The organism is Pedobacter frigidisoli, assembly GCF_032678525.1.
Classification (GTDB): Bacteria; Bacteroidota; Bacteroidia; order Sphingobacteriales; family Sphingobacteriaceae; genus Pedobacter; species Pedobacter frigidisoli_A.
In genome coordinates this window covers 424,753-437,143 of sequence record NZ_JAVTSE010000002.1, presented here as the reverse complement: position 1 = coordinate 437,143, position 12,391 = coordinate 424,753, and the positions used below count along the sequence as shown (strand labels likewise).

The 12,391-nt window shown below is 39.9% G+C and carries 13 protein-coding genes; 6 read left to right on the top strand and 7 right to left on the bottom strand.

The window, feature by feature from the left end:
• Position 1: 1 nt before the first annotated feature.
• Both R2Q80_RS06865 and R2Q80_RS06860 read right to left on the bottom strand, forming a co-directional pair.
• Positions 2 to 883, bottom strand: a complete 882-nt coding sequence (locus tag R2Q80_RS06865) for a hypothetical protein (RefSeq protein WP_316798888.1) — start codon at positions 881 to 883, stop codon at positions 2 to 4.
• Position 884: 1 nt separating this feature from the next.
• Entirely contained in the window at positions 885 to 1,835 is a 951-nt protein-coding gene (locus R2Q80_RS06860; protein ID WP_316798887.1) for a stage II sporulation protein M, read from the bottom strand.
• A 131-nt stretch (positions 1,836 to 1,966) separates the two neighbouring features.
• On the opposite strand from R2Q80_RS06860, the gene R2Q80_RS06855 reads away from it, so the two are divergent.
• Entirely contained in the window at positions 1,967 to 2,707 is a 741-nt protein-coding gene (locus R2Q80_RS06855; RefSeq protein WP_316798886.1) for an RDD family protein, read from the top strand.
• Here R2Q80_RS06855 and R2Q80_RS21910 read toward each other — a convergent pair.
• The 5 genes from R2Q80_RS21910 to R2Q80_RS06835 all read right to left on the bottom strand — a co-directional run bounded on the left by R2Q80_RS21910 (position 2,704) and on the right by R2Q80_RS06835 (position 5,778).
• Positions 2,704 to 3,030 carry a DUF2752 domain-containing protein gene (locus R2Q80_RS21910; protein WP_410478729.1) on the bottom strand — a complete coding sequence of 109 codons (327 nt, stop codon included), beginning with the start codon at positions 3,028 to 3,030 and terminating at the stop codon, positions 2,704 to 2,706. The genes R2Q80_RS06855 and R2Q80_RS21910 overlap by 4 nt on opposite strands.
• Before the next feature lie 12 nt (positions 3,031 to 3,042).
• A complete protein-coding gene (locus R2Q80_RS06850; protein ID WP_316798885.1) occupies positions 3,043 to 3,543 on the bottom strand; it encodes a DUF5684 domain-containing protein in 501 nt (166 codons plus the stop codon).
• Positions 3,544 to 3,627: 84 nt separating this feature from the next.
• Positions 3,628 to 4,293, bottom strand: a complete 666-nt coding sequence (locus R2Q80_RS06845; protein WP_316798884.1) for an SGNH/GDSL hydrolase family protein — start codon at positions 4,291 to 4,293, stop codon at positions 3,628 to 3,630.
• Between the two features lie 103 nt (positions 4,294 to 4,396).
• Positions 4,397 to 5,119 carry a lipoyl(octanoyl) transferase LipB gene (gene lipB / locus R2Q80_RS06840; protein ID WP_316798883.1) on the bottom strand — a complete coding sequence of 241 codons (723 nt, stop codon included), beginning with the start codon at positions 5,117 to 5,119 and terminating at the stop codon, positions 4,397 to 4,399.
• A gap of 11 nt (positions 5,120 to 5,130) precedes the next feature.
• Complete coding sequence (locus R2Q80_RS06835) at positions 5,131 to 5,778, bottom strand: 4'-phosphopantetheinyl transferase family protein (protein ID WP_316798882.1); 648 nt, start codon at positions 5,776 to 5,778, stop codon at positions 5,131 to 5,133.
• A 71-nt stretch (positions 5,779 to 5,849) separates the two neighbouring features.
• Here R2Q80_RS06835 and dcd point away from each other — a divergent pair, with 71 nt between their 5' ends.
• The 5 genes from dcd to purD all read left to right on the top strand — a co-directional run bounded on the left by dcd (position 5,850) and on the right by purD (position 12,359).
• The gene (gene dcd, locus R2Q80_RS06830; RefSeq protein WP_047800013.1) at positions 5,850 to 6,386 is read left to right on the top strand and encodes a dCTP deaminase; all 537 of its coding nucleotides are present in this window, start codon (positions 5,850 to 5,852) and stop codon (positions 6,384 to 6,386) included.
• 185 nt (positions 6,387 to 6,571) lie between these two features.
• A complete protein-coding gene (locus R2Q80_RS06825; protein WP_316798881.1) occupies positions 6,572 to 9,262 on the top strand; it encodes a carboxypeptidase-like regulatory domain-containing protein in 2,691 nt (896 codons plus the stop codon).
• Positions 9,263 to 9,333: 71 nt separating this feature from the next.
• Positions 9,334 to 10,095, top strand: coding sequence for an enoyl-CoA hydratase/isomerase family protein (locus R2Q80_RS06820; protein WP_316798880.1), 762 nt, complete (start codon positions 9,334 to 9,336; stop codon positions 10,093 to 10,095).
• A gap of 55 nt (positions 10,096 to 10,150) precedes the next feature.
• Positions 10,151 to 11,026: an SDR family oxidoreductase gene (locus R2Q80_RS06815; protein ID WP_316798879.1), complete on the top strand. Its 876-nt coding sequence runs from the start codon at positions 10,151 to 10,153 to the stop codon at positions 11,024 to 11,026.
• A 61-nt stretch (positions 11,027 to 11,087) separates the two neighbouring features.
• Positions 11,088 to 12,359, top strand: a complete 1,272-nt coding sequence (gene purD / locus R2Q80_RS06810; protein ID WP_316798878.1) for a phosphoribosylamine--glycine ligase — start codon at positions 11,088 to 11,090, stop codon at positions 12,357 to 12,359.
• The last annotated feature ends 32 nt before the right edge of the window (positions 12,360 to 12,391 follow it).

Genomic DNA, 12,391 nt, shown 5'->3' with positions numbered 1-12,391 from the left:
ATTAATATTCTTCTGGTCTGTGATCGGTTGTTTGTTCAGTATTTCCGAATTGCGTAATACGTTCCATTAAGCCGAGGCTCTCTTTTTGTTCCACCAAACTGAAATAGGACAAGGTTATGGTAATGATAGGAACAATAAAAAATACCTGGCATAATGACTGGAGCACTGTAGTAATCATGGTAAGTGTTAATGACATTTGTGGAGACTTGTGTGAGAACATTCCAACCATGTTGAATAAACTTGTAGGTAATACAACCATACTCATGCAGGCATACACAATAATCCAAACAACCACAATTGTACCGAAGGTTACCCAGAAGTTATCCTTCACCAGTGCAAAGCTTCGGTTAAAAGCATAGCTTAATTTGCCGTTTTCAATAATCATAATCGGATAAACCATGCAGACGTAAGGGAAGAGCCAGAAAAAAGGAACGAGACAAAATAACATTCCTACTCCCAACAAAAGCGACAGTGCGATAGAACTCCAGAAAACCCTGAAGAAATAATATTTAAAGTATCCCCACACTTCATCAGTTGTAGGAGTCGTATTTTCTTTTTGCACGTAGATAGCGATATACGAATGAACAGCTACAGTCATGCTGGTGTATGAAATGATGCTGAAGAAGATGGATAAGAAATATTCCACTCCGTACATCGACCCAAAACTAAAAGCACGGGTATTTTCCAAACTGACATTGTTTATCACATTAACCATTTTGTATTGTTGCAACAGCATTGTTGCCATACTAGCCAGCACAAAAAGGCCACAAAAGATGAAATAAATTTTGATGAGCGGCTTAAAGTTTTGACGCAGGAAGGTAAACGTATCATTAATGACCTGTCCGAAATCTCTTCTTTTTTTAAATTCAAGTGGTGTTAGCATATTAATTAACAGTCGTTTTTTTAGATAATTTGAGCGGATAGATAATTACATACCAAACCATAAATGCTGCGGATGTTACGAGAATCAGCGAACTTAAGATCCATGGCATTTCAGTATGGCGGGTAACAAAGCTTTCGAAAATTGCGGCAACGATAAAGATGGGCACCAGACCGATGACCATTTTAAGTCCGTCTTTTGCACCTTTTAAAACGGATACCTTCCGCGTGTAAGTTTTGGGGAACAAAAAGCTATTACCTAAAACCAGGCCAGCGGCTCCCGCTAATACGATAGCTGAAATTTCGAGTGTTCCGTGAATCCAGATGACGAGCACCGACTCAATACCGAGGCCTTTACTGAAAAAGAAGTATTGAAATGAGCCCAGCATGATGCCATTCCTGAATAATGAAACAATGGTACCAAAGGAAAAAATAATACCCAAAACGAAAGTATAAAGGGCTACGAAAATATTGTTTGAGCCAATTTGAACAAACATTAAAAATTCATTCTGATGTTTATATACGCCGAATGGATCACCTTTTGCAATGTTTTCATTGGTCATATTTACGTATTCATCTCCCATAATCAGTCGCACAAAAGTGTCGTCGTATTTTGCGGATAACGTACCTATTGCGCATGCCACCAGAAAAAAGGCCAGGGCATAGAAGATTTGCTTTCGGTGAACAAAGAAAAGTAGTGGCAGTTCTGTTTTCCAGAAAGTAATAAAGCGGCTTGTACTTTCTTTTTTATTTTTATAAACCGATTGATGGAGCTTTGAAGCCAGTCCATTCAGGTAGGCTGTAGTTTTTGAATTGGGATAAAAAGTTCTGGCGTAAGCCAGGTCATTGGTAATTTCAATGAATTGATTAGCGATTTCATCGGGATTAGCCTGGCGCATATTCTCATATTGCTGCCACTTGTCTGAATTTTGTTTAACAAATAAAGCTTCTCTCATGTAATGGCGTTACCAAATCTTGGGTTAAAATAGCTAAATTTTCAGGGATAAAAAAAATGCCGGGTAAAAAGTCGGTCAATAAATTGTGCAGGGGCTATGGAGATCTCCTTAAAAAAAATTATGTTTGGTATATGGATAGTATCAGGATTAACACCTCTCAGAATATAGATATTGATTATGAAATCGCAGGTTTAGGGGAACGGATTGCCGCGAGGTGCATTGATATTGGCATATTTTTAGCATTGGCCATAATTTTTGTGGTTTTAATGCTTATAGCACAGATGGGCATGTCGGGTTATGCTGCCATGACTTTATTTTTCGTATATATGGCTATTTTTGTTTTTTATGACCTGGTTTGTGAGATGGTGATGAATGGACAAACCGTTGGTAAACGGGCAATGAAAATAAAGGTAATTAGTATCGATGGTACCCAGCCTACCTTTAGTCAGTATTTAATGCGCTGGTTGTTCAGGGCAATAGATTTTGGTTTTCCATTTGGATGGGGTGTCGTGGCGCTGGTAGCAGTGGCGGTAAGTAAAAACCATCAACGGTTGGGAGATATGCTGGCCAAAACTACTTTGATTAAAACTACACCCCGCACCCAGTACGAAAACGTGGCATTTAGCTTTTTGTTACCGGAAACATATGAACCGCAATTTAAAGAAGTATTACACCTGACTGATCGTGATGCGGAACTGATCCATGAAGTTTTGGTTGGTTATTATCAAACCAACAATACTGAACTGATTTATGCTCTGGCGGCAAAAATCAAATCACATATCGCAGTGCAGGTACCTGCCGGCATGAATGAACTGCAGTTTCTCGAAGCAGTATTGAAGGATTATAAACACCTGACCTCAATCGATCACTAAGCAAAGAGCATTTTGTAGATGTAGGAGAACATGATTATATTTCCTGTGATAATTACTATAGGTTTAAACAGGAAATATTTCCGGTTCTTTGGGAAATTGTAGAAGAACAGTCCAGACAGGAATGAAATGATGATAGAGATGCCTGGGGGGTAGAGAAGTAAGCTTTTAAAAAAGTCTCCCGTGATTAATGCTACCAAAGATCTCTGGAAGCCACATCCGGGACAGTCAAATCCTGTAATAGTTTTAAAAGGGCAGGGTAGTAAATGATTTTGCAGCCAGTCTACAAATGAAACTGAGCTGCAAAATACATGTGAGGTGATCATGAAATAAACAAATTATACCACTGGTGGCTCAGGTTTATCATTCTCGTTATTAAATGGGTTATTAGGTTTATTAAACGGATTGTTCGGGTTGTTGAAAGGGTTATTTTGCGGATTGCCAAAACCACCATTCTGAGCTTCTGCAGCAGACGGGCCTAAATATGTCGCATTTCCGAAGCCTAGTATTGGCCAAAAAATGTAAGGGAAAATAACCAGGCCTACTGTAAATCCTTCTGATTTACCGAAGCTCTTGCTTACCAGATTGTAAAGCCAGATTGCGAACACGATGTTTACACAAGGAATAATTAACCAAAGAATCCAAATCATTGGCTTGCCAACAATTTCAAGTAAGATAATCAGGTTGTAAATAGGAATGATGGCAGCCCATCCTGGTTTACCGGCCTTTTCAAAGACCTTCCACATTCCTACAATCATTACGACCAAAATGGCCAGATAAAAAATAACAGCACCAGCACCAATTCCTGCGGCTACACCGCTTGCTTCATAGTCATTCATAAGACAGGATTTAAGTAATTAATTTAAATAGTTAAACTAAAGTAAAATTTTTAATTTAAAATCTAAACAAATAAGCTTACAATTTCACTTTAGAATGCTACCAACCCTTGAAAATAAACTTTGTGCCCATTCGCCATACATCTTAGCACTTGGGTGTAAACCATCTGATGCAATAAGCGAGGTATCGGTTTTTGCTCTCCTGGATGCTGCGGTAATGGTTGTATAATTCGCTCCGGCCGCAAGGGTAATTTCTTCGTTAGCTTTATTAAATTCATCAATTTCCTTCGCAATATTCTCCGGATTTCTCCCCGAACTTTTTGCAAATGGTGTAACTCCCCAATCCGGAATGGAAACTACAAAAACCCTATTTTTATTTCCTCCCGCGAAGGCAATGGCTTTTTGTAATAATTCTGAAAATTCCTTCTTATAGGTAGATAACGGATATTCCCGGTATTGGTTGTTAACGCCTATCAGCAGGGTAACGAAACTGAAGGTAGTTGTCAGGTTCTCGTTCCTGATTGCAGTTTGAAGCTCATCAGTAGTCCACCCGGTTTTGGCAATAATTTTTGGATCAGCAACCTGGAAGTTATTCTTTTTTAGTAATTCCTGGAGTTGATATGGAAAGGATTCTGACTGGCTCACAGATTCGCCTATAGTATAGGAATCGCCTAGGGCCAGGTAAGTGAATTTCGTTTTTTGTGCTGAAGTATCCTGAGTGATGACCTGAACGGTTTTCTGCGTATCCGACATATCTGCTTTTTTAGTACAGGCCGAAGATAATAAAGAAAATAAAATGCAGGTGGTAAGTTTCATAAAAGAACTTACGCAAAGTATATGAAAATAGATTTGCCTGCTAAAGCAGTGCCATTCTAAACAAATCTGCAATATGGTTTTTAAGTTTATCTTCCACTTCTTTTATATTAAGTTCATACCCAAGTTCGGCTTTAAGCGAGGTTACGGCTTTATCATCAATACCACAAGGTACAATATTTTTAAAATAATCGAGATCTACGTTTACGTTGAAGGCAAATCCGTGCATGGTTACCCAGCGGCTGCAACGAACACCCATTGCACAGATTTTGCGGGCTTTATCGTTGTCGGGATCAAGCCATACACCAGTATATCCTGGATATCTTCCTGCTTCAATGCCGTAATCTTTTAGTGTCAGTATAACGGCTTCTTCCAGTGTGCGAAGATAGAGGTGAATATCAGTGAAGAAGTTATCGAGGTCTAAAATCGGATAGCCTACAATTTGCCCTGGTCCGTGATAGGTAATGTCGCCTCCCCTGTTAATCTTATAGTAGGTTGCCTGCCTATCTTCAAGCCCCTGTTCATCTAACAACAGATTTTCAGGATGGCCGCTTTTACCAAGCGTATAAACATGTGGGTGCTCACAGAAGATCAGGTAATTCGGTGTGGGTGTATGGGTATTGTTTAGCCGGTTTTCAGTTTTAATCGCTACCGTTTTATTGAGCAAATCCTCCTGTTTGTCCCAGGCTTCCTGGTAATCTGTTAAACCCCAGTCTATAAATTGGGTGGGTATCAAATTCAAATCCTTTCCCGCTGTTTCGTTCATCACAAATATGTTTAAGAAGGATTGGCTACATAGCCTAACATATATCCATCTTCTGTTTTAAAATAATTTACATCCAGTTCTCTGGTGCCTGCAGGCAGTTCAACAATTGCACTTAAACTGCCTTCATTTTTTAGTTTAAATGGCTTGATATGAATATGCGCCTTAAATTCAAGTCCTTTTTTACCATGCCATTTATAAATGGCCTCTTTGGCGCACCAGGCCACGTATAAGCCTTCAGTGTTATCGCCGAGTTGTTTTTGAGCAAGTTCCACGTCGCTTAAAAACTTATGTTTTATTGTTTTTATTTTATGCTTAATTAACTCTATATCAACCCCAACAGCATGCGCTTTGCTGATCATCACAGCGGCATAATCGTAAGAGTGACTTAAAGAAATGTGGTAGTCGAAATTAACAAGGTAAGGTTTTCCATCACCATCAAACTGGCAGTCAATATATTCATCAGTATTCAACATTTTTCTGAGCAGGAGGCGGGTACTTAGCCAGTGCAATAATCTTTTCCCACTATTTAATGATGAAATAATATCCAGTTCGTGTTGTTTCAGCTGTAATCCAGCCAACAATTCTTCCTCGGTTTCTTCAATTTTCCAGATGGCTAAAACCGAATGCTGATCAATATTTTTGTTGTAAACAATTGGCATTTATTTAATTGGAGATTACATGTAAAATTATCTTAAATAAATGATAATTTAGTCCAAAAATACGCATAAAAATGATATTATCTGATAGCAGAATATTAGAGGAAATAGATAAAGGAACAATCATTATCGAGCCTTTTAAACGAGAGTGTTTAGGGACCAATTCATACGATGTTCATTTGGGTAAATATTTAGCTACTTATAAAAACCGTGTTCTGGATGCGAAAGCCCATAACGAAATTGAACATTTCGAAATCCCTAAGGATGGCTTTGTGCTTCAGCCGGGAACATTATATCTGGGGGTTACGCTTGAATACACGGAAACACATGCGCATGTTCCGTTTTTGGAGGGAAAAAGCAGTACGGGACGATTGGGAATTGATATTCACGCTACTGCCGGAAAGGGAGATGTAGGTTTTTGTAATACATGGACTTTAGAAATCTCTGTAGCACAACCGGTAAAAATATATGCAGGCATGCCCATAGGTCAGCTGATTTACTTTGTTGTTGAAGGGAAGATTGACACCATGTACAATACTAAGGGCAATGCAAAGTACAACAATAAAACCACCAGGCCTGTTGAAAGCATGATGTGGAAAAATAAGTTTTAATTTTTATAATACCATCTATTTAGCGTTAACAGCAGAATCAAAATTTGTGGGGGGTTATTTTTAGTTATTAAAGTCCTATTTTGCAGTCGATTGTAACATTTCGGTTAAAGTCGAAATTCATTGTAACTTCATAAAAATGTGCCTCAGGTTTTGTACCTTGAGGCATATTTATTTTACCTCGACAAATGAAACTCAAAATTACATTAACGCTCTGTTTTTTTATTGGATTATTTAGCTTCACCGCATTTGTATCAGATGATGATCCGTTTGCAGAATTACTCAAAAAGTTTGAAGCTTATACCACTAACTATCCACAAGAGAAAGTTCATTTACACTTAGACAAGCCGTATTATGCCATAGGCGATGATATGTGGTTTAAGGCATATGTGTTGAATACCAAAACGGCGGCACCATCAAATATCAGCAGGATTTTATACGTAGAGCTGATTAATGAAAAAGATTCTGTTAAAAAATTGTTAAAGCTTCCTGTGATGGGCGGAATTACCTGGGGCGATTTTAAACTTACTGATTCGCTTGGAGAGGGAAATTACAGGATTCGCGCTTATACGAATTACATGCGTAACTTTGGTACTGATTTTTTCTTTGACAAAACCATCAAAATCGGAAACAGTTGGGCCAACAAGGTTTTTACCAAAACAAACTACAGCTACAGCAAGGAAAACACCGCCGATAAAGTTACCGCAACTATTCATTTTGAAGATAAGAATGGCATCGCTTACAGTGAAAATGATGTAAGTTATGATGTACAACTGGATTATCGCTCGGTTGCAAAGGGCAGGGCAAAGACCGACTTGCAAGGTAACGTGATCATCAACTTTGCCAATAATCAGTCTTTCCAGAATAAATCAGGGAAGATTTTAGCAACACTTACTCTCCCGAATAAAGAGAAGGTTGTTAAATCCATTCCGATCACATCGACTTCAAATGATGTAGATGTTCAGTTTTTCCCTGAAGGAGGAACGTTGGTTGAGGAACTACCTCAAAAATTGGGGATAAAGGCCATTTCATCTAATGGACGTGGTGAGGATGTTGAAGGAGCGATCGTTGATAACGAAGGCAATACGGTTACGACTTTTTCGACGGCTTACCTGGGTATGGGCAATCTGGTATTCAATTCTCAAAGCGGAAAAACCTACACTGCGAAAGTCAAATTTAAAGATGGTTCCCAAAAAACGTTTAAACTTCCTGTGGCAGCTAAAAGCGGATATGCAATTTCGTTGAATAATGCCGATACCAGTAAGGTTGTATTGCGGATTATGGCAAGTGCTGATCTGGTAAACAGCGCAGAGTTGAAAGTAGTGGCACAAAGCGGAGGAAATGTATACTATGTTTCCAAAGCGAAAATGGACAAACAAGTATTGCTGGCAAACATTCCCAGGAAAAATTTGCCGGAAGGGATTGTACAGTTTACTTTATTTTCCGCTAACAATCAGCCAATCGCCGAACGATTAGTATTTAACCATAATAAAGCTGATTTCATTGATCTTAACCTCGGCACTTCAGGTGTATCAGCACAAAGAAAAGGCAAGGCCAGTTTCGCCTTTGATGCCAGTAATGGCTCCAGCCCGGTGCTGGGTAGTTTCTCTGTTGCGGTAACGAATGCCAGTAAAGTTTCGCCCGATGAGGATAATGAAAGCAATATTTACACCTCGCTGTTACTCACCTCAGATTTGACCGGTTATGTAGAAAAACCTAATCACTATTTTTTAAAGGATGATGTTCAGACACAGAAAGAACTTGATAACCTGATGCTCACGCAGGGATGGAGAAGATTTTTATGGAAAAATATCATTAACAATGTTGGTCCGAATATTACCTACAAGCCAGAGCAATCCATTACAGTTAGTGGAACTGTAATGAAAGGGAATAAGCCGGTTCCAAATGGGAAAGTAATGCTGATGGCTACAAAGGGTACGATGTATATTCTGGATACGGTGACCAATGCGGAAGGTAAGTTTGTTTTCGATAACCTGAGCTTTAGCGATAGCACTAAGTTTGTGGTACAGGCCAGAACAAAAACCGACCGGAAGTTTGTTGAAATTAATCTGGACTTTATTCCGGGACAAATAGTAACCAAAAATAAAAATGGGGCGGAGGTTGAGGTAAATGTGAATAGTACGCTGATGAAGTATATTAAGGAGAGCGACAATTACTTCACCGAAATGACAAGGTTAGGTTTGCTCGAAAAAACAATCAAGCTGGATGAGGTAACCATTACCGAAAAGAAAAATCCGGCGAAGAACTCGTCAAATTTAAACGGGGCGGGCAATGCAGATTATGTAATGACAGCCGCCGACCTGTCAACCTGCGTTACCTTATCTCAATGTCTCCAGGGGCGCCTGCCTGGTGTTATTTTCCGCGGAAATATCCCCTATCTGATGCGTAGTCAGAATACCCCTATTCAGTTGATTGTGGATGGAATGCAAATGGAAGCTGATTTTCTGGATAACGTTTCGCCCATGGATGTAGAATCGATTGAATTGCTGAAAAGCATTGGCAATACAGCTATTTATGGTTCACAAGGCGGTGGCGGGGTTATCATTATCACAACCAAACGGGGCGACGGTGGCAGAACATACGATCGCTACGCTCCGGGGATTGTAACCTTTAATCCAAAGGGCTTCTCACTTTCGAGGGAATTTTATGCGCCCAAGTACGATTCTGCCAGCAATAGCAATAAAGCTGATTATAGAACAACCATTTACTGGAACCCACAGGTAATAGCAGACAAAGATGGTAAGGCGAAATTTGAATTCTACAACGCTGATGAGCCAGGAACCTACCGTGTGGTAATTGAGGGGATAGATGCTGTGGGGCATTTAGGAAGAAAAGTTTACACTTATGATGTAAAATAGCTAAAAATAAATAAATTTGAATATTATGCAAGCATAGTTGTTTGCATAATATTAAATTTAAGCCCTGAAACATGAATACAATTAAGGTAAGTGTAAAAGATCGTTTAGCCACCATCACGTTAAGTCGTGGTAAGTCAAATGCCTTAAACCGGGAGCTGATTACGGAGCTTGATGATATGCTGAAGAATATCTCTTCGGATGATAACATTGGCGGCGTAATTTTAACGGGCACAGCACCTTTTTTTTCAGCAGGGTTGGATTTGGTAGAGCTTTACCATTACAATGAAGAAGAAGCAAAGTCTTTTTTTGAGCTATTCTTTGATTTTACAGCTAACATTGTTTCTTTTAAAAAGCCTATAATAGCAGCAATAAGCGGGCATAGTCCGGCAGGTGGATGTGTAATCGCGCTGGCTTGCGATGCTCGGATTATGGCAGAGGGGCAATTTATTATTGGTTTGAATGAGGTTCCTGTAGGCATTATTGTACCTAACAGCATCTTCCAGCTTTATTCATTTTGGATAGGGAAAGCGGAAGCTGCCAGAAGTTTATTAACCGGTAAATTGTACCAGCCTGAAGAAGCACTTTCAGTTGGCCTGGTTGATGAATTGGTTAAAAATGAGAGTTTACTTACTGCTGCTGAAAGAAAAATAAAGAAATTCATGGAGCTGGAGCGTAACACCTGGTCGGAAAGTAAGTTAAACATCAGGGCGGAATTGATTGCGTCAATGAAAGCCGATCAGTCTGAAACGCTCGATAAAATGCTGAATCAATGGTGGTCGCCATCTACCCGTCATATCCTTAAAACTATTCTGGAGAATCTTCAGCGAAAATAGTTTATTCGCGGTCTCAGTAATCAATCCAATAATTTACCTATAACAACCCGATATTATGTTCGCATTTAATCAACCCATGCTTAGAGAAGACGCCTTAAAAGGAAAAACTATTGTGATAACGGGTGGAGGTACAGGCTTAGGCAAAGCAATGGGGGTATACTTTTTGAAGTTGGGGGCGAATTTGGTAATTACCAGCCGTAAACAGGAGGTATTGCAGAAAACTGCTGATGAGATGGAGGAGAAAACGGGCGGTAAAGTTTTGGCCGTGGCCTGCGATGTACGTGAAGTGGATCAGGTAGAACATGTTTTGGCCAAAACACTGGAAAGATTTGGCTCAGTTGATATATTACTGAACAATGCTGCGGGTAACTTTATATCACCTACCGAGCGGTTATCGGCAAATGCTTTTTCTTCCATTATTGATATTGTATTGAAAGGGACGGTTAATTGTACCTTAACATTTGGGAAGCACTGGATTAAGGAAAAACAAGCAGCAACAGTATTGAATATTATTACCACCTATGCCTTTACAGGCTCTGCCTACGTTGTACCGTCTGCCTGTGCAAAAGGCGGGGTATTAGCCCTTACCCGTTCACTGGCTGTTGAATGGGGCAAATACGGAATCAGAACCAATGCCATTGCACCTGGCCCATTCCCAACCAAAGGTGCCTGGGAGCGTTTATTGCCTGGTGATTTAGCAAAGAAATTTGATTTTAAAAATCGTGTTCCCCTCAAAAGAGTGGGCGATCATCAGGAACTGGCTAATCTTGCTGCATTTTTGGTGAGTGATTTTTCTGGTTATATTAACGGGGAAGTGATTACCATTGATGGCGGAGAATGGCTGCAGGGAGCGGGTCAAATGAATGGTCTGGAAGCCATTCCGTCGGAAATGTGGGATATGCTAGAGCAGATGACAAGAAGCGCCAAATGAGATAAGCGGTTAGATGTGAATTGGGTGATGTAGGATAACATTTTTAATTATCTTTGCCGGCATGAATATCTTACTATTAGGTTCAGGCGGCAGAGAAAGTGCATTCGCCTGGAAAATGAGCCAGTCTTCGCACTGCGATAAGTTGATCATTGCACCAGGTAACGGTGGCACAGGTGTTTACGGTACAAATATTAACATCAATGTAAACGACTTTGATTCCATCAAAAAGGTGGTATTGGCTGAAAACATCGAGTTGGTTGTTGTGGGGCCGGAAGAGCCTTTGGTAAACGGTATTCATGATTTCTTTCTTGCCGATCAGTCCCTATCACATATCCCTGTAATTGGCCCTAAAAAAGAAGGCGCAATTTTAGAGGGTAGTAAAGACTTTTCAAAGCAGTTTATGGAGCGTCATGGTATCCCAACTGCGGCATCCAGATCTTTCACGCCAGAAACGCTTGAAGATGGATTAGCTTACCTGGAAACGCATGCCCTGCCTGTGGTTTTAAAAGCTGATGGGTTGGCAGCAGGCAAAGGTGTTTTAATTTGTACCGAAACCGTTGAAGCACAGGAAGAACTTAAATTAATGCTTGGCGGTAAATTCGGTGCTGCAGGTGCAACAGTTGTAATAGAAGAATTTTTAAGTGGAATTGAACTTTCTGTTTTCATTTTAACCGATGGTGAAAACTACATTACTCTGCCATCTGCAAAAGATTATAAGCGGATTGGTCAGGGCGATACCGGGTTAAATACCGGCGGTATGGGGTCGGTTTCACCAGTACCCTTTGCCACTCCTGAATTTCTCGAAAAAGTAGAAGAAAGAATTATCAGGCCTACTGTAGATGGTTTAAAGAAAGATAATATCGACTATACAGGTTTTATTTTCTTTGGATTGATTAAGGTGGGTGATGATCCTTATGTTATCGAATACAATGCACGTATGGGTGATCCTGAAACTGAAAGCGTGATTCCAAGAGTTGAAAATGACCTTGTAGAGTTGTTTTTAGCAACAGCAAATAAGCAACTTAATCAGGTAAATCTTGTTATTTCTGAACAGACTGCCGCGACGGTGATGATTGTTGCCGGAGGCTATCCTGGCGAATACCTGAAAGGGAAAGCTATTGCAGGGATTGAAAACCTTCGTCACTCCAATGCTTTTCATGCAGGAACTATTTTAGATAACGACGTGGTTAAAACCAACGGCGGGCGCGTGATTGCAATTACCAGCCTGCAAAAAGATTTATTTACTGCTCTTCAATCTGCCACTGCTGATGCAGGAAGAATCTACTTTGATGGGAAATATTTCAGGGAAGATATCGGATTCGATCTGGTTTAATATACTTAAATAGAGAAAGCCGCAGGTTGACA